Raw genomic sequence first — 18040 nt, 5'->3', positions numbered from 1 at the left:
CTTGGACGATTGGTATAGAAAGGGTATGTAAGTAATTGATTGATACTGTAATACAACAAAGCCAAAAATGTTAAAAACGGGGTTTCGAGGCGAAAGAAAGAGGAAGAGGTGCTAGGCCTTGTCATAGGCACTAGGGGGGAGTATGACGGAAAGGAGAAGGGATAATTAGAGAATTGGCAAATTAGAAAATTAGTAAATGGGGAAGTGTGAGGTCTTAGGTTATAGGCACTAGGGGAAGTATGACGGAAAAGGTGGAGTGTAGCGATGCAATAACGAATAATGAACGAAGAAACGACGAAGGAAAGACGAAGGAAAGACGAAGAAAAGACGAAGAAAAGATGAAGAAAAGACGAAGAAAAGATGAAGAAAAGATGAAGAAACGGAGAAGGAATAGCGAAGAAACAATAAAGCAAAAGAGAATTTTAAATAAAGCAAAAACGAAAAAATAAAAGCATATGAAACAAGTAAATCTATTTTTAATGGCAGTGTGTTTGACAGTTTTTGTAAACTGTAGCAAACAATCGAGTGATATTCCTGAGGTAACCATTGATAAAACCAAAGTGATGCGATGGGATTTTAAAACGCTTGACGGTTGGTTATTAGGTAATCAGGACGAGGATTACCCACAAGGGAAGGACAAAGAAACTTATGCCAAAGTGGTAAGTGATTCTTACGCCGAAGATGGTTGGGCACTGAAAATATGGACGAAAGCTCATACTGAACAACGCAAAAAACAAAAAACAGTACACCGTTACGGGGCAGGTATTTATACTTGGCGCGCTTACATTCCGCCGATGGAAACAGGTGCTTGGGCAAGTATAGGCTCTTTCTTGTATAACAGTGAGGGGCACGAAATAGATTTTGAAGTAGGCTCAGGTGATGCTAAACGCAGAAAGAAGTTGGGCGCAAAAGAGGGGCAGGTAGTGGTGTTTATGACCAGCCAGAATAATCCTTGGAAGCAAAATGCTGAGGTGCTTATAGACAGTGACCAATGGCATACTTTTCAGATTAAATTAGCTATCAATCCGCAGAATAACCATTATATTGCTACGTGGCTCATCGATGGGGTGCAACACCTTCATACGGAGCTCAACTATGGGCAGCAGTATCCTTTTCGTATCTTTTGCAGTGTAGAAAATATAGATTTTATAGGCGACCGTATTCCTACCAGAGACCATTATGCCTTGTGGGATTATGTGACATATGAGCCTTTTAGTAATGCTATTGAGCCTGTAAATCCCGATAAAGACTAACGCTTTTTTCTTATTGAAATAACATATAGGAACAAGAAAGATTTAAAATATGAGAAAATCGATTATTATTTTGTTTTTAATCATAGGGGGGGTATTAGTTTCTTGTAAAAAAGACGAACTTTTTATCCCTAAAAAAGAAGACCCTATTCCCCCTAAAAAAGAAGACCCTTTTGTCCCTCCGTATCAGAGTAATCTTACCGATTTTGAGGTGTCTTTGAGCAAGACGAATAACCTTCGTGCGGAAGTAACTGCAACTTTCAGCGGAGAAACGTCCTTCCATATAGCTTATTGGGAAGTGAACCATCCGGAACAAGTACAGCAAACCAATACCTATCAGGGCAAAGGAATAGAACGTAAAACGCTATTGTTCCTCAAACCCGATAGGCAATACAGTTGCCAAATCATTACCGAGAAAGGAGATAAGTCGGCAGTGAAAACCTTTAAAACAAAAAGTGTGGAGGCTTTTCTTCCTAATGCAACATTACTGATAGACGACCTAAAAGAAGATATAGGCGGTTATTTTTTTGCAAATGCCCGTATGAATGGTACAAAAGCCATCTATCTGACAGATACTAAAGGAGTAGTAGTATGGTATGAGCAAGTGCCCGAAGAGCCTTTGGTCGTAAATTACGATGCACAGCGTCAGCAGTTTTACATTCTTACCAATCCTGCTTACCCTGTTGGAAGTCCTTATACTTTCAATGCTAAAAGTATTAAAATTATAGACCTCTTTGGGGAGGTAGTATTTCAAAAAGACTTTGCTACTGTTCCTGCACTTAACGGACGGGAAGTGCATCACGAGTGTCGCCCTATGCCCGATGGCAGTATAGGATTAGTAACCTATATTGATAAAACTTTCGACCTCACTGCACAAGGCGGTACAACCACCGATATTGTAAAGGGTGATGGTTTTGTGATTATGAATAGAAGAGGAGAAATCACCCAGCAATGGAGTTGTTTTGATTATGTAGACCCCACTACCGACCCTAATATAAAAATACAAGGGGTAAAAAAAGATTGGCTACACGCCAATTCCTTTAACTACGATAGCGAAGGTAATTACTATATGACGTTTAATCGTTATGGAGAACTTTGGAAAATTGATAGTAAAACAGGGAAGTTACTATATCGCATAGGCGAAAATGGCACCATAAAACCTGAGAAAAAATACTTTACTCACGGAATGCACTGTGCTAACCCGAAAGCACCTAACGAGGTGTTAGTGATTGACAATGCGCGTTCAGATTCCGATACGGGCTCAAGAGCTATTTTGTATAAAGTAAATGAACAAAGCAAAACAGTAACAGTTCCTATGGCAGTAGCTCTTCCCAAAGATTTATCCTCATCAAACCGTAGCAATGCACAATTTATAGGTGAGGACTTGCTACTAATCACGTTGAGTACCAAAAAACAAATTATCATTACCGACCGCAACGAAACACCCACCATAAAACGTTCTTTTATGTTGCCTTTTACTTTCTATAGAGCACAATATATCCCAACTATTAAATATTAAAAATCAAACCACCACCAATGAAAAAACTTATATTTAGTTTAGTAACACTATGTCTTATGGCTTGTAAAGGCACTGAGCCTGTAATTCATTACGAGGTAATTCCGCTACCACAATCCATTAGTTATACCCATCAGAAACCCTTTGAGCTCGATGCTCAAACCGTGATTACCTATCCACAAGGTGATGCCTTACTACAAAGGAATGCCCAATTCCTCGCCTCTTATCTTAAAGAAATCACAGGGCTCACTCTTACCACTGAGCCCAATGTAAATAGTGGGAAGGTTATTCGTCTTAAAGCTGACCTTAAAAAACCTAACCAAGAGGCTTATCAACTTACCGTAACAAGTGAGCAAATTACTATCGATGGAGCAAGTCCCGCAGGTGTGTTCTACGGCATACAAACCTTGCGCAAGTCGATTGACGTAACAGAACCTAAATCCTTAGCGTTCCCTACGGCTGTGATAGACGATGCGCCTCGCTTTGCCTATCGGGGAATGCATTTTGATGTGAGCAGGCATTTCTTTACAGTAGATTTTATCAAGCAGTACATTGATATACTCGCACTTCATAACCTCAATAAGTTCCATTGGCACCTCACCGATGACCAAGGGTGGCGTATAGAAATCAAAAAATACCCTCGCCTTACTGAGGTAGGTTCAACACGCAAAGAAACGCTTATTGGGCATTTGCTCAAAGATAAACCCCACCAATTCGATGGCAAACCTTATGGTGGATTCTACACCCAAGAACAGATTAAAGAGATTGTAAAATACGCCCAAGACCGCTATATTACGATTATTCCCGAGATAGATATACCTGGACATACCTTAGCTGTGCTCACGGCTTACCCTGAGTTGGGTTGTACAGGCAAGGACTGTGCAGTAGGCACTAAATGGGGCGTTTTCGACGATGTACTTTGCGCCGGTAATGAGGCTTCTTATGAGTTCTTAGAAGGCGTATTCGACGAAATTACCGAACTTTTTCCCTCTAAATATATTCATATAGGAGGTGATGAGTGTCCTAAAACACGTTGGAAAGAGTGCCCTAAATGTCAGGCTAAAATTAAAGCGTTAGGCTTAAAAGGCGACGGTGAACACACTGCCGAACAGAAATTACAAGGCTATGTGGTATCGCGCGTAGAGCAGTTCCTCAAGAAGAAAGGTAGAGAGGTAATAGGCTGGGACGAGATTTTGGAGGGAGATAACATTTCACAAGATGCGATTGTAATGTCGTGGCGAGGTACCGAAGGAGGTATAGCCGCTGCTCAACGCCACAACCGCGCTATTATGACTCCGCATTACAGTTTGTATTTCGACTATAACCAAGGCGAAGACCCCAGTAAAGAACCACTATCCATAGGTGAATACCTCCCCGTGAAAAAGGTGTACGACTACGAACCTATCGACCCTAAACTCACTCCCGAACAAGGTAAATACATCTTAGGGGCACAAGCTAATTTATGGACAGAGTACATCGCGAGTCCTGCACACGCCCAGTATATGCTCTTGCCTCGCTTGGCAGCCTTAGCTGAGGTACAATGGACAGCCCCAGAGAAAAAGAACTATGCCGACTTTTTGAAGCGTTTAGGCAACTTACTCAATTACTACCAAAAAGAGGGATATCATTATGCCAAACACATCTTGGGTGTTACCCCTGTGATTCAGCCCGCGCCCGAGAAAGATGGCATTCAGGTAGAACTCCTCACCGTAGGCGATGGTAAGGTGTACTACACCACCGATGGCACTACTCCTGATGCTACCAAAACGCTTTATACCCATCCTATCAAACTCAGCAACGAGGTGCTGTTAAAAGCAGTAGCTGTGCATAAAGATACCATAAGCGGAGTGTTTAGCTACCAGTCGTTATTTAATAAGGCTACTTACAAGCCTATACAATTACTCACTGAAACTAATCCTAAATACACTTTTGGAGGGGCTACTGCCTTAGTAGATGCCCAAATAGGTGAAGATTCTTATATCGATGGGCATTGGGTGGGCTTTCCTGGTCGAGTGGGAGTGGAAGCAGTGATTGATTTAGGTAAAGACGAAGAAATTAACAATCTCAAAACAGGTTCTTTGTCCGATACGCCTAACTGGATATTCCCAGCCTCAGAAGTTGCTATTTACAGCTCTGCTGATGGAAAAAACTTTCAGCTCATCACTCAGCAGCCTTTGAAGATAGCCCAGAAGACCGACCCTATCAAGCGCGTGCCTATCAGTTTGAACTTTGCTAAAACTAAAACTCGCTATGTGAAAGTAGTGCTCAAAGGTACTGTAATCCCTGAATGGCACGAGGGTAAAGGCACACCAGCCTTATTGTTTGTAGATGAAATCCAACTGATGTAAAAATATATATTTTTCATATGTAATATTGCTTTTATTTAAAATTTGTGTACTTTTGCACATCGTAAAGACGCGACTACAAAACGCGTCTTTACTTTTTAGTATGCAAAAACCTTTAATATTAGTAACAAACGACGACGGTATTACCGCTCCTGGTATCCGTTATCTGATAGACATAATGAAAGAATTAGGAGAAGTAGTGGTAGTAGCTCCTGATTCGCCACAGAGCGGTAAAGGGCACGCCGTTACCCTCGATACTACTATGTACTGCGACCCTGTGCCCTCACATAACGGAGCTACTCGCGAATACGCTTGTAGTGGTACACCTGCCGACTGTGTGAAAATAGCTAAACACGAAGTGCTGAACGGTCGTCTGCCCGATCTCTGTGTGAGTGGTATCAATCACGGTTCCAATGCTTCTATCAACGTGATATATTCAGGAACGATGAGTGCTGCTATCGAGGCGGGTACTGAAGGCATTCCTGCTATTGGTTTTTCATTATTAGACTCCAGTTGGAATGCCGACTTTTCGCAAGCGCGCTCTTATATCAAAAGTATTGCTGAAAAAGTACTCGCTAATGGGTTGCCCAAAGGGACAGTGCTGAATGTGAATATACCTAATATCAAGAAGGAAGAAATAAAAGGCGTAAAAGTATGCCGTCAAGCACGTTCGCGCTGGATAGAAAGTTTTGACAAACGTGTGAACCCGCAAGGGAGAGTGTACTACTGGATGACAGGTACTTTTGTGAATGAAGACCAAGGTACTGATACCGACCAATGGGCTCTCGAAAACGGCTATATATCCATAGTACCTATTCAATTCGACCTTACAGCTCACCAAAATATTCAAGAGTTAAAGCAATGGGATTTTTAAATATAAATCAAAAACGCAAAGACCAAATCATTGGTTTTATAGCAGGTATTGTTGTAAATGTAATAGGGGTGATAGCCTATGTGCTTATCTTCTCTAAGTTTAGTATTGCTACTACCTTGCAAGATGCCTATTACAAGAGATATTTAGGGAAACTCATACTCTTAGGAGCCCTGTTAGACCTTGCTATCTTCTTCTTTTTTATCAATCGTTATGAAAACGAACGCGCACGTGGTGTACTTATCGCTTCGTGTGTATTAGCCTTTATAATTCTGCTATTACAATTCACTTAAAATTAAATACAATGAGAATCAGAGAATATGTAGTTTTCTTATACCGTATCTTCTTGGTATACTTATTTTATGCCATTGCACGTGGTTTGTTTATCTATATGAATCGCGGAGTGATGGGCGATTATAACACATCCGACCTTTTCTATTATGGATTGGCGTTTGATAACTGTGCTATAATGTACACTAATTTGCTGTTCATACTGCTCAGTTTACTACCTTTGTGGGTAAATACCCATAAGAAGTTTCAGAAAGCAGTTTTTTGGTCGTACTTTATACCTAATACGATTGCTTATGCCACCAATTTTATTGATATGGCATACTACCCTTTTAGCAAGTCGCGCCTTACTTCAGCATCGTTTGCAGTTATAGAACACGAAAACAACAAAATGAAAATATTCAGTAGCTTTTTAGGAGGCTATTGGTATATGTTCGTAGGCTTCTTTTTACTGATAGCTCTTTGGGTTTTCCTTTATAAACGCGTGAAAAACGTCGAAGTACCTATTGCTCAAAAGAAATCTTATTTTGGTTGGTCTGCTGTATTTTTCATAGGCTTCGGTACTCTGATAATGATGGCTATACGAGGCGGTGGTTTTACTTCGGATACGCGCCCCATCAATATGCTCGATGCTAGCCGACACGTAAATACAGCTCCTCAGGCTGATGCGATACTAAACACGCCTTTTTGTCTCATTCGCAGTATGGGTAAGAACAAAGGATTTAAGGAATATCACTTTGTAGATGAAGCCTACATCAATGAGAGTTTAAAACCTATTAAGCAGTACAACCGCGAAGTAGCCACCAAGCCCAATGTCGTCCTCTTTATTTTAGAAAGTTTCGGTAAAGAGTATTGGGGCTGTATGAATACTAAAACCCATATTCCTAACTTTAAATCATATACACCCTTCTTAGACTCGTTAGCACAACATTCACTTGTGCTCGACAATGCTTATTGCACAGGTCGCCAGTCAATACACGGAATGTCGTCAATGTTGGCAGGAATTCCCTCTTTTCAAGTCGCTTACACCTCATCACCTTATGTGAAACAACCCACACAGTCTTTGGTGTCTATTGCCAAAGAAATGGGCTACGATACCTCTTTCTTCCATTCAGCACCCAATGGTTCTATGGGATTCTTAGGTTTTTCTAATATTTTAGGTTTCGACCATTACTATGGTAAGAATGAGTACAATAACGATGCTGATGACGATGGACACTGGGGAATTTGGGACGAACCTTTTTTCCAATATATGTGCAGGACTTATTCTCAAAAGAAACAACCTTTTTTAGGCACTATTTTCACACTCTCCTCCCACCACCCTTTTCAAATTCCTAAGCAATATGAGGGCAAATTCCCTAAAGGCAACTTAGAAATTCACCAATGTATTGGCTATACCGATTACGCTCTCAAACAATTCTTTGAGTGTGCTAAAAAACAACCTTGGTATAACAATACTATCTTTGCTTTTGTCAATGACCACCCTAACCAAACTTATTACGACCTTTACAAAGAGCCTATTACAGGCAAAGGAGCGGCAATTATGTTCTACAGCCCTAACCCTAATTTAGTGCCAAAGGGGGTAAATTCAGATATTACTCAGCAAATAGATATTTATCCTTCGTTAGTAGACCTAATGGGTTACCATAAGCCTTTCCGCTCTTGGGGGCGCAGTGTGTTTGCCAATCTTCCTGATGAAACGCCCCGCGCTTTTATCTCCGATGCACTTATGTACCAAATGATGCAAGGTAATTACATCTATATCATCGACGAAACAGGCAAGGTAAACGGTGTGTACAAGAAAGAAGACGGTGCTCTCAAAAACAATCTCTTGGGTAAAGAAGATAATGCTGAAATTCAAAAAGGTATCAAAGACCTGAAAGCCTTTATGCAGGATTATATGGATAGAATTATCAACCATAAGCTTAGTTTAAAATAAAGGTAAAAAGTAAGAAACAAATTCAGCGATAGCTGGCAGGTTAAATAGCAAAGCGCGATGTTTATTATTCTAAACATCGCGCTTTCTTATCTCTTATCTTTTACCTCTTACCTATTCAAGAGTAAGAAGGTATTTCTCTGCGTCCAACGCTGCCATACAGCCCGAGCCTGCTGCCGTAATAGCTTGGCGGTAGCGCGTGTCGGCAGCATCACCGGCTACAAACACCCCTGCTACATTGGTGAGCGAAGTGCCCGCTACATTTTTAATATAGCCCACCTCATCAGTGTCGATATAAGGTTTAAACACATCAGTATTAGGTTTGTGACCGATAGCTACAAAGAAACCTGTGATAGCTATTTCGCTTATCTCCCCTGTCTTGTTGTTGCGCACTTTAATGCCCGTAACTACTTGTCCGTCACCTAATATCTCTTCAGTTTCAGTATTAAATAGCACTTCTATTTTTGGCGAATTGAGCACGCGTTCCTTCATAATTTGTGAAGCGCGGAACTCATCGCGACGCACGAGCATTGTTACTTTCGAGCAAAGGTTCGCTAAGTAAAGCGCTTCCTCACAAGCCGAGTCGCCTGCCCCTACAATAGCCACGTGTTGATTGCGGTAGAAAAAACCGTCGCACACAGCACAAGCCGATACGCCTCCTCCTGTTTGCAAATAGTGCTGTTCTGAGGGTAAACCTAAGTATTTAGCCGAAGCACCCGTAGCGATAATCACAGCATCAGCGTGGAGCTCTTGGTCATCTACCCATACTTTGTGGGGGTGAGCCGAAAAATCTACCTTAGTCACCCAGCCGTTGCGAATATCAGCCCCAAAGCGTTTAGCTTGTTGCTCTAACTGCATCATCATTTCGCTACCCATTACTCCCTCAGGATATCCCGGAAAATTCTCTACTTCGTTAGTAGTAGTGAGCTGTCCACCAGGTTGTTCTCCTTGGTAAAGCACAGGGCTTAGGTTCGCGCGCGAAGCGTAAATAGCAGCGGTATAGCCCGCAGGACCTGAGCCTATAATGAGGCATTTTATTTTTTCGATGTTTGCCATAACAATTTTTTCTTTCTTTTAATTAGGGTGCAAAACTACAAAAATAATACCAATCTACAAACCTGCCAATTTGTCAATTAGAGCAAACACACGAAATTAAAAGTTAATATCAGTTTGATAAATAATTCTGATGATGAGTCTTTTTTGCAGTATACACTTTGCCAAAGTTAATCGTCCGTCGTGCTACGACCTTTGGCAAAGTTAAATCTTGCATTGTTATTTCACAAGGCGCAGTCTTGATGCTATTTTAATTTTGAAATCAATTTTGTTTAATTTCTGAAACACAATCTCTCGCATACCCCACTCCGAGTATTCGTTCGCTATTTTACGTCGAGCTCGCGTTACTTATTTTATGCCCGACAAGTCTAAAAAGTAGAACCAATGATATAAGCAGATAGTAGCACCATAAGTTCAATCAGTGTTCAGTTACTATTCGATTGATCTTTGGTTAGTCTTCATTGTAGAGCCACTGTAGAGCCACTGTAGAGCCACTGTAGAGCAACTGTAGAGCCACTGTAGAGCCACTGTAGAGCCACTATAAGACTACTGTAGTTCCGTTTAAGGTTTATTAAAAGTCCGTCAGATGTCTCACAGAGCAACCGCAAGGTACTTCTCGCTCCCTCCTCACAAGCACCTTTCGTCTACCCACTTTTCACAAATCACCCCTGATAACTTATAATTCTTTATAAAAATAAATATACTTATATCGTGTTAATAATCAGTGATATATAAAGAATTTTAGTAGCTAATTAAAAAATCTAAAATAAAAAAATAGGAAATAATAAATGTTATTTCATATAAAACACGTATATTTGCGCCTTGCATAGAATAGCGTATGTACAGATTTATACACATTACATTGATACTATTGGCGATGCATATGGCATCGGCACAGCAACACGAAATCGGTGTTTTCTTAGGTGGAAGCAACCCCATTTCAGATGTTGGTAGAACCTATTATTTATATCCTAACAAAATCGCTTTTGGTGGGATATATAAATGGAATTTCCACGAACGTATGGCAGTTCGTGTGCAGGTTACTAAGTCCGAACTTAGAGCTAACGACGCCCAATCCGATATCCCTGGTAAACGCAACCGAGGGTTCGCTTATTCAAGTGATATTACCGATTTGGCAGTAGGCACCGAGTTCAATTTCTTTAGCTACAGAATCGGCAATTTGCTCGATATGCCTATGACCCCCTATGTGTTCGTAGGTATAGCTGGGCTTTGGCACGACGATTTGTACTTCGACCCCTCCTCTCCCAAACCCGTTGAAGCTACCGATACTACACGTCGCGACTTCGATGTGGCTGTGCCCGTAGCTTTCGGTTTTAAAGCTAAAATTACTCGAAGGCTTGTTTTAGGAGGTGAAGTAGCTTTCCGTTTTGCCCTTACTAACAACGTCGATGGTAGTGCGCCCGAAAGAAAATCCTTTACATTCGGTAACATAGGAAGAAGTTACGACTGGTATGCCTTCTCAGGTCTTACCCTTACCTACACCTTCGGCGAATGGCCTTGCTATTGTAGATAATTTCACTTAAAACCAATGGAGATTACAAACTATCCAAAGCATCTGGCTATTATAATGGACGGTAATGGGCGTTGGGCAAAAAAACAAGGCTTGCTCAGAGCCTATGGTCACGAAAAGGGAGTGCAAACTGTGCGACAAGTAGTGGAATATTGTGTGGAACACCGTATTCCATACCTCACTCTTTTTGCCTTTTCTACCGAAAATTGGAAACGACCCGCCTTAGAAGTAAAAGCCCTAATGGAGCTATTGGTAAAGTTCCTAAAAAAGGAAGTTGATAATTTGCACAAAAATAATGTAAGACTCAAAACCATTGGCAATTTAGACCGCTTTCCTCCTAAACCACGCGAAGCCCTACTTGCTTCTATCGATAAACTCAAAAACAATACAGGGCTTACCCTTACCTTAGCCCTCAACTATGGAGCACGTGAAGAAATCCTAACTGCTATAAAAGAAATTGCAGCAAAAGTAAAAGAAGGCACACTTATTGCTAATACAATTACCGAAACAACACTACAAAAACACCTATACACCTACGACTTACCCGATGTAGACTTACTTATCCGCACCAGCGGTGAGGAGCGCATCAGCAATTTTTTATTATGGCAAATAGCCTATGCCGAACTCTATTTTACTGAAGTATTATGGCCTGATTTCACAAAAAAACACTTAGAAGAAGCCCTATCAAACTATCAAAATAGAGAAAGACGATTTGGAAAAACAAGCGAACAACTTACGTAAAACTATGCTGAAAAAATTTTTATTGCTTGCTTTCTTGGCTTTTGTAAGCCTTGTAAGTGCACAAGAAGAAGATAGAATATCATTAGGAAAAGGAAGAAAATATACAATTGGTGGCATTGAAGTTACTGGCGCAAAACGTTATAACGAACAAACTATCCTCACTACTTCGGGTTTGAAAGTAGGTGATGTAATCGAAATCCCCAGTGAAAAGTTCAGCTCCATCATTCATAAGCTATGGGGCTATAAGTTGTTTAGCGATATTAATATTTATATCAAGCGCGTAGAAGGTGATACCGTATTCTTAGAGTTAGCTATCAAAGAAACACCTTCATTAGTCGATGTAAAAGTAACAGGTATCGGACAGAAAAAAGCAGAAACCCTCCTTAAAGATGCCGAAATTAAAAAAGGAGTAAAGGTAAACGAAAGCCTTATTGCTAATACTAAAAACTATATCACTAATAAATATCGAAAAGATGGTTATCTCAACACCAAAGTAACTATCGATACCAAAATAGATACTACCGATGCCAATGGTGTAGATATGCTCATTCACATCGATAGAGGTAATAAGGTAAAAATCGATAAAATTACTTTTGAAGGCAATCAGCAATTTACCTCAGCCAAGTTGCGCAAGAAACTCAAAAAGACAAAACAAGTGCGTTTCGGTCGTTTCTGGAAACGCTCCAAATACGTTAAGAAAGACTACGACGAAGATTTAACAAATCTCGTAGATTTCTATAAAGAAAAAGGCTATCGCGATGCTCGTGTGGTAAACGATACGCTTATTAAAAATAAAGACGGTAATGTAAGTCTTAATATAGCAGTAGAAGAAGGAAAGCGTTATTATTTCGGTGATATCCGCTTCTTAGGAAACTCAGTCTATAACGACCGTGTGCTCAATCAAGTATTGGGTATCAAAAAAGGCGATGTATATAACGGAGTATTGCTCAAAAAACGCATTCAAGACAATACCAAACCCGATGCCGAAGATATAACCAACTTATATCAAAATAGTGGTTATCTCTTCTCGCAAATACACCCTGTGGAAACCTCAGTAGTAAATGATACTATCAATTTCGAAATACGCGTGGTAGAAGGCAAACCTGCTTATTTTAATAAAATATCAGTAACAGGTAACGAAAAGACTAACGACTATGTAATTTATCGCGAGTTGCGCACACGTCCTGGTTATCTATATAGCAAAGATGCCGTAGTGCGTACCGTTCGTGAGTTAGGACAGTTGCAACTATTCGATGCTCAAAACATCAATCCAGAGTTTAAAAATGCCGACCCTAATGCAGGAACCGTAGATATAGAATATAAACTCACCGAAACAGGTTCAAGCCAAGTGCAGTTGCAAGGAGGGTATGGTGGAGGCTCATTCATAGGTACACTTGCCCTTTCATTCAATAACTTTTCTATTCGCAACTTGTTCAACCCCAAAGCCTATCGCCCAGTGCCTATGGGCGACGGTCAAGCACTATCACTCAGTTTCCAAATAAGTAGGTACTACCGTACTTATGGGTTTTCATTCACCGAGCCTTGGATGGGAGGTAAACAGCCTGTGCAGTTCTCAGTGTCATTCAGTAGAACCGAACAGTTCGGGTATAGTTACAGGAGCTATGATGTAGATAAGAGTAAACGTGTGTATATCACCGGAATAAGCGTAGGTTTAGCCAAACGTTTGAGAGTCCCCGATGATTATTTCCAAATCGCTCATACTTTAAGCTATCAGCATTATGATTTGAAGAATTATCCTAATTTAGGACTCTTTACTTTTAAAGATGGTAACTCTAATTCATTAGCTTATACTATTTCGCTATCGCGTAACTCAAGTGGTCCTAACCCTATCTATCCAATGTCAGGAAGTAGCTTTACCATTAGTGCGAAGCTTACCCCTCCTTACTCATTGTTCAATAAGGTGGATTATGGCAAACTGCTTGAAGAACGTGAAACAGCATCTAATAACGGCGATTCTGAAAGAATAGCACAGATAGACCAAGAGCGTTTTCACTGGTTAGAGTTTTATAAGCTTAAATTTACCTCAGCTTGGTATACCAATATTTACAGTAAATTTGTATTAAAGTTTGGTGCTGATTTTGGTTATTTGGGAGCTTATAACAGCAAACGCGGTATAGTACCTTTTGAACGTTTCTTTATGGGAGGCGATGGCTTAGGCTATTACTCTATGGACGGACGTGAAAACATACAAATGCGCGGGTATGAAAACTATGCTCTTTCCGCCGATGATGGTGAGACTGTGTTTAACAAGTTCTCTCTGGAATTGCGTTATCCTATTACTCTTAAACCAATGGCTTCTATCTATGGCTTAGTATTTGCCGAAGGAGGTAATGTACACAATGGATTAGAGAACTTTAATCCTTTCCAGATTAAGCGTTCAGCAGGTTTAGGATTGCGACTCTTTATGCCACAGTTCGGTATGCTGGGTATTGACTTTGGGTATGGTTTCGATAACCCTGCCAATAGCAATAATCGCAGTGGCTGGCAAACACACTTTATTTTTGGACAACAATTCTAATTTTTGGCACGATATTTTCTTTTACGAAAAGAGAAGGCTAAAAAGTAGTATATACATTTAATAAATGTTATGAACAAACTACAAGCGTTATTTATAGTACTATTGTGTAGTGCCTGTTTTACTTATGCACAAAAGCCATCTCGTATTGGCTATGTGGATATGGATTACATATTATCACACCTCGAAGATTATAAAGTAGCAAGCCAGCAGTTTGCCTTACAAGTAGAGCAATGGGAGGCTGAAATAGCCAAACGCCAAGAAAAGATAAAGGCTGAAAAAGAGAAGTTAGAAGCTGAGAAAGCTTTACTTACTCCCGAGCTTATCAAAGATAAAGAAGAAGAAATAGCTCTGTTAGAATACAACCTGAATGCCTATAAACAGCAGAAGTTTGATGCTAAGGAAGGAGAGTATATCACCCAAAAGTTTATGCTTGCTAAGCCTATCCAAGACCAAGTGTTTAATATAGTGCAAGAGATAGGCAAGATGCGTAAATACGATTTTATCTTTGAGAAGAGTGACGCCACTATGTTATTCTCTAATGAGCAACATAACTTGAGTAAAGTAGTGCTTCGTGCCTTGAAAAAGAAAGACAATGCCGAAGATAGGAACAAAGATATGGCTCAGCTCTTAAAAGAAAGCTATGATTTTGAGTTTGTAGAAGAACGCGTTAAGAAACGTAAAGAAGCTGAAAAAGCACGTGAGCAACGCCGAGTACAATACGAACAAGAACGTTTGCGCAAAACTGAAGAAATGAAGCAACAGCGCGAACAACTCAAAGCAAAACGCGAGAAAGAGCAAGCCGAGCGCCAGCAGAAATTTCAACAAGAACGAGATGCCCTTAAAGCGCAACGCGAAAAAGAACAAGCTGAACGTGTACAGAAGTTCCAACAGGAACGCGATGCTCTTAAAGCACAACGCGAGAAAGAGCAAGCTGAGCGTCAGCAGAAGTTCCAACAACAGCGCGATTCTATAAAGGTGCAACGGGACAAAGAGCAAGCCGAACGCCAACAGAAGTTACAAGAACAGAAAGAACAGCGTGAGAAGGAAATAGCTGAACGCCAAAAGAAACTTGAAGAACAAAGGGTGCAACGTGAAAAAGAACAAGCCGAGCGCCTTAAAAAACAACAAGAGGCGAAAACACAAACGCCTACAACAAATCAGTAAAAATTTTTAAATAACTAATATTACAAACAGATGATGAGAAACATTAGAACGTTGATGATTGCATTGGCTCTATTCTTAGGAGCTACTACAATGCTTACTGCACAAGTGAAAATCGCTCATATTGATGTGCAAAAACTTTTAGAAGAAATGCCTGAAAGAAAATCAATAGAGTCACAATTAAAGAAAATGGAGCAAGGATATATGAACGATATTCAAGCAGCTATTAAAGAATTGCAAGCTAAGGCTCAAAAGTATCAGAATGAAGCTGCTGCTCTTACAGAGGCACAACTTAAAGCTCGTGAAGCAGAATTCCTCAAAAAATCAGAGGAAATTAAAACTATGGAAGAAAATATCCGTAAAACACAACAAACTGCTGCTGAGAATTTACAGAAAAAGCAACAAGAATTGGTAGAGCCATTGCTTAAAAAGGTAAAAAGCTCTATTGAGAAAATTGCTAAGCAAAAAGGACTTCAGTACGTATTGGATTCGAGTGCAGGCTCAAGTGTGATTGTAGCTACAGGAGATGACCTTTACAGTACAGTTAAAAAGGACTTAGGATTTTAGTTCGTAGGTTTTTAAAATTAATAAATATTTTTTCTTATGAAAAGTGTTCGCTAAGTGAACACTTTTTTTTATTTTTGCAACTGAAAAGAACCTTATTTTAAAATGACTCACTCAACATCACGCACAGCACCTATTGGCTTGTTTGACTCTGGAGTAGGGGGGACTACTATCTGGAAAGAAGTAAACGCGCTAGTGCCTAATGAGAATACCTTGTTTATAGCAGATAATAAAAATGCTCCTTATGGTGAAAAAACTAAGGAGGAAATCATTGCATTATGCGATGCCAATACGCGTTTTCTGTTAGAAAATAATGCAAAAATTATAGTAGTAGCGTGCAATACGGGTACTACCAATGCTATATCGTATTTGAGGAATAAATATAAAGAAGTACCTTTTATAGGAATAGAACCTGCTATAAAGCCTGCGAGTTTGCAGAGTGTTACTAAGAAAATAGGGGTATTAGCAACCCGCAGTACACTTGCCAGCGACCTTTTTGCTAAAACCAGTGAGCACCTTAAACAGGAAGAGCAAGTGGAAATTATAGAGCAAGTAGGGGAGGGGCTAGTAGACCTTATAGAAGCGGGACGTATAAAGAGTCCTGAAATGACGCTATTATTACGTAAATACCTCTTACCTATGGTTGCCGAAGGGATTGATTATTTGGTGTTAGGTTGCACTCATTACCCTTATTTGTTACCACAAATACAAGAGCTCATTCCTCCACACATAAAGGTAATAGATTCGGGGTATGCGGTAGCTAAACAAACGCGCAATATACTTTCTCAACATCATTTACTGAATGATGATGCTACTGCAGAGGCACAACACCTTTGGCTTGCTAATGGCAAGGTAGAAGTATTGCAACAGTTTGCGCCCAAGAATGTCGAACACTTGAAAATTTCTACTTTCTGATATTTATTCTTAAAAACTATTTCTTGGGAATCCTGATATAATACGCTTTACCATCTATATTATCTAGCCTTTTATCGCGTAGCCAAGGATTGTATAGTTTTAGGTCTTTATAAGTAATGTTCTGGCTCTTGGCAAATTGGGTGAGATTTTCGATGGTAGAATCTACCATTACATTGTAAGTGGGCAGTTCGTTATACAAATGTTTCTTCTCGAAGATGAAGCCGTACTTCTTAGGGTGCTTCATTATCTCTTTTAGGGCTAAAATACGAAATACATAGCGTGAAGTTTCGGAGCTTAGCCATAAATCATAATAATTATTAGTTTCTTGAAAAGAAGTTTGCTTATTCATTCCTGAGATACCGGCATTATAAGCAGCGGCAGCCATCGTCCACGAACCTGTACTGCGCTTGGCTTTGTTTAAATAATCGCAGGCAGCTTGGGTAGCTTTTTCTATGTGATAACGCTCATCTACTTGGTCGGTTACTTCTAAGCCGTATTCTTGAGCGGCGGGTTTCATAAGTTGCCAAAAGCCACTTGCACCGGAGGGTGATACCGCATTGGTGAGTCCGCTTTCTATGATGGCTAAATATTTGAAATCATCGGGGATATTATTGCGTTTGAGGATAGGTTCGATGATAGGGAAGTACTTATTAGCACGCTTGAGCACCAACAAAGTATTGGATTGCCAATAGGTATTTACGATAAGCTCTCGGTCTAAGCGCTCGTGTACATCGGGGTCTTCCAAAGGAACTCTTTCGCCAGCAAAGTCTAATTTCTCGGGTAAATCGATGGCAAAAACTCTGTAATCATTAGAGAAATCGCTTTTATGATGAGTTTCTTGAGCTGAAAGAGGGTTCTGGGCTACTTCGGCTTCTGCTTGTTCGTAGATATTGTTTTCTTCTTTTTTAACTGACATTGCATTGACCAAAAAACCAGAGAGCAAAACTACTCCTCCACCTATGAGCAAATATTGTATCGTTCTTTTCATCATTTTTTCTTTTGTATAGATTGGGGCAAAGATAGTAAATAATTCTTTAATACCAAATAGTGTTAGAAATGAGAAAATTAGAGAATTAGAAAATTAGCAAATGAGGAAATGAGGTGCGAGGTTGAGTTAGAGGAATGAGGCTGTGCCTCAGAAATTAAACAAATTTTAAACAAAATCAAGCCTACGCCTTGTGAAATGGGGAGAGAGGTTCGTTGGAGTTTTTGGAGAATCTTAGAGAGGTTCTGAACTTTCGGAAGATATCGAAGAGATTCGGAAGAGAGGAGGGAAGATTTTTGGTGAAAAAAGGCTATTAGATGGGTGGGGTTAGCTTATAGAGAGCTT

At 40.0% G+C, this 18040-nt stretch carries 14 protein-coding genes; 12 read left to right on the top strand and 2 right to left on the bottom strand.

From position 1 onward, the window contains the following. Positions 1 to 455: 455 nt before the first annotated feature. The 6 genes from HMPREF9078_RS02565 to HMPREF9078_RS02540 all read left to right on the top strand — a co-directional run bounded on the left by HMPREF9078_RS02565 (position 456) and on the right by HMPREF9078_RS02540 (position 8209). On the top strand, positions 456 to 1253 hold the full coding sequence (locus tag HMPREF9078_RS02565) for a hypothetical protein (RefSeq protein WP_009419163.1): 798 nt from the start codon (positions 456 to 458) through the stop codon (positions 1251 to 1253). Positions 1254 to 1302: 49 nt separating this feature from the next. Continuing rightward, on the top strand, positions 1303 to 2769 hold the full coding sequence (locus tag HMPREF9078_RS02560; protein WP_009419162.1) for an aryl-sulfate sulfotransferase: 1467 nt from the start codon (positions 1303 to 1305) through the stop codon (positions 2767 to 2769). A 17-nt stretch (positions 2770 to 2786) separates the two neighbouring features. Next, entirely contained in the window at positions 2787 to 5114 is a 2328-nt protein-coding gene (locus HMPREF9078_RS02555) for a family 20 glycosylhydrolase (RefSeq protein ID WP_009419161.1), read from the top strand. Positions 5115 to 5214: 100 nt separating this feature from the next. After that, positions 5215 to 5985, top strand: a complete 771-nt coding sequence (gene surE / locus HMPREF9078_RS02550; protein ID WP_009419160.1) for a 5'/3'-nucleotidase SurE — start codon at positions 5215 to 5217, stop codon at positions 5983 to 5985. After that, a complete protein-coding gene (locus HMPREF9078_RS02545) occupies positions 5973 to 6275 on the top strand; it encodes a hypothetical protein (protein ID WP_009411254.1) in 303 nt (100 codons plus the stop codon). Before surE ends, HMPREF9078_RS02545 begins: the two co-directional genes overlap by 13 nt. Before the next feature lie 11 nt (positions 6276 to 6286). Further along, on the top strand, positions 6287 to 8209 hold the full coding sequence (locus tag HMPREF9078_RS02540) for an LTA synthase family protein (RefSeq protein WP_034542617.1): 1923 nt from the start codon (positions 6287 to 6289) through the stop codon (positions 8207 to 8209). 111 nt (positions 8210 to 8320) lie between these two features. On the opposite strand, the gene trxB is transcribed toward HMPREF9078_RS02540, so the two are convergent. After that, positions 8321 to 9262, bottom strand: coding sequence for a thioredoxin-disulfide reductase (trxB, locus tag HMPREF9078_RS02535; RefSeq protein WP_009419158.1), 942 nt, complete (start codon positions 9260 to 9262; stop codon positions 8321 to 8323). A gap of 835 nt (positions 9263 to 10097) precedes the next feature. Between trxB and HMPREF9078_RS02530 the strand changes: the two genes are divergently transcribed. The 6 genes from HMPREF9078_RS02530 to murI all read left to right on the top strand — a co-directional run bounded on the left by HMPREF9078_RS02530 (position 10098) and on the right by murI (position 16710). Beyond that, entirely contained in the window at positions 10098 to 10793 is a 696-nt protein-coding gene (locus HMPREF9078_RS02530; RefSeq protein ID WP_009419156.1) for a DUF6089 family protein, read from the top strand. Positions 10794 to 10808: 15 nt separating this feature from the next. After that, the gene (locus HMPREF9078_RS02525) at positions 10809 to 11531 is read left to right on the top strand and encodes an isoprenyl transferase (RefSeq protein WP_009411260.1); all 723 of its coding nucleotides are present in this window, start codon (positions 10809 to 10811) and stop codon (positions 11529 to 11531) included. A 4-nt stretch (positions 11532 to 11535) separates the two neighbouring features. Further along, the gene (gene bamA / locus HMPREF9078_RS02520; protein WP_034542613.1) at positions 11536 to 14070 is read left to right on the top strand and encodes an outer membrane protein assembly factor BamA; all 2535 of its coding nucleotides are present in this window, start codon (positions 11536 to 11538) and stop codon (positions 14068 to 14070) included. Positions 14071 to 14139: 69 nt separating this feature from the next. Next, complete coding sequence (locus HMPREF9078_RS02515) at positions 14140 to 15234, top strand: OmpH family outer membrane protein (RefSeq protein WP_009419154.1); 1095 nt, start codon at positions 14140 to 14142, stop codon at positions 15232 to 15234. A 30-nt stretch (positions 15235 to 15264) separates the two neighbouring features. Continuing rightward, positions 15265 to 15798, top strand: coding sequence for an OmpH family outer membrane protein (locus tag HMPREF9078_RS02510; protein ID WP_009419153.1), 534 nt, complete (start codon positions 15265 to 15267; stop codon positions 15796 to 15798). 102 nt (positions 15799 to 15900) lie between these two features. Then, the gene (gene murI / locus HMPREF9078_RS02505; protein WP_009419151.1) at positions 15901 to 16710 is read left to right on the top strand and encodes a glutamate racemase; all 810 of its coding nucleotides are present in this window, start codon (positions 15901 to 15903) and stop codon (positions 16708 to 16710) included. A gap of 16 nt (positions 16711 to 16726) precedes the next feature. On the opposite strand, the gene HMPREF9078_RS02500 is transcribed toward murI, so the two are convergent. Further along, the gene (locus tag HMPREF9078_RS02500) at positions 16727 to 17701 is read right to left on the bottom strand and encodes a lytic transglycosylase domain-containing protein (RefSeq protein ID WP_009419150.1); all 975 of its coding nucleotides are present in this window, start codon (positions 17699 to 17701) and stop codon (positions 16727 to 16729) included. Positions 17702 to 18040 lie beyond the last annotated feature (339 nt).

The organism is Capnocytophaga sp. oral taxon 380 str. F0488, from assembly GCF_000318255.2.
Lineage (GTDB): Bacteria > Bacteroidota > Bacteroidia > Flavobacteriales > Flavobacteriaceae > Capnocytophaga > Capnocytophaga ochracea.
The sequence above is the reverse complement of the archived record's forward strand: the minus strand, read 5'-3'. Positions and strand labels throughout refer to the sequence as shown.

Coding starts and splice junctions, on each gene's coding strand:
- HMPREF9078_RS02565 (WP_009419163.1), top strand. CDS start 456: ATGAAACAAGTAAATCTATTTTTAATGGCAGTGTGTTTGACAGTTTTT.
- HMPREF9078_RS02560 (WP_009419162.1), top strand. CDS start 1,303: ATGAGAAAATCGATTATTATTTTGTTTTTAATCATAGGGGGGGTATTA.
- HMPREF9078_RS02555 (WP_009419161.1), top strand. CDS start 2,787: ATGAAAAAACTTATATTTAGTTTAGTAACACTATGTCTTATGGCTTGT.
- surE (WP_009419160.1), top strand. CDS start 5,215: ATGCAAAAACCTTTAATATTAGTAACAAACGACGACGGTATTACCGCT.
- HMPREF9078_RS02545 (WP_009411254.1), top strand. CDS start 5,973: ATGGGATTTTTAAATATAAATCAAAAACGCAAAGACCAAATCATTGGT.
- HMPREF9078_RS02540 (WP_034542617.1), top strand. CDS start 6,287: ATGAGAATCAGAGAATATGTAGTTTTCTTATACCGTATCTTCTTGGTA.
- trxB (WP_009419158.1), bottom strand. CDS start 9,262: ATGGCAAACATCGAAAAAATAAAATGCCTCATTATAGGCTCAGGTCCT.
- HMPREF9078_RS02530 (WP_009419156.1), top strand. CDS start 10,098: ATGTACAGATTTATACACATTACATTGATACTATTGGCGATGCATATG.
- HMPREF9078_RS02525 (WP_009411260.1), top strand. CDS start 10,809: ATGGAGATTACAAACTATCCAAAGCATCTGGCTATTATAATGGACGGT.
- bamA (WP_034542613.1), top strand. CDS start 11,536: ATGCTGAAAAAATTTTTATTGCTTGCTTTCTTGGCTTTTGTAAGCCTT.
- HMPREF9078_RS02515 (WP_009419154.1), top strand. CDS start 14,140: ATGAACAAACTACAAGCGTTATTTATAGTACTATTGTGTAGTGCCTGT.
- HMPREF9078_RS02510 (WP_009419153.1), top strand. CDS start 15,265: ATGATGAGAAACATTAGAACGTTGATGATTGCATTGGCTCTATTCTTA.
- murI (WP_009419151.1), top strand. CDS start 15,901: ATGACTCACTCAACATCACGCACAGCACCTATTGGCTTGTTTGACTCT.
- HMPREF9078_RS02500 (WP_009419150.1), bottom strand. CDS start 17,701: ATGATGAAAAGAACGATACAATATTTGCTCATAGGTGGAGGAGTAGTT.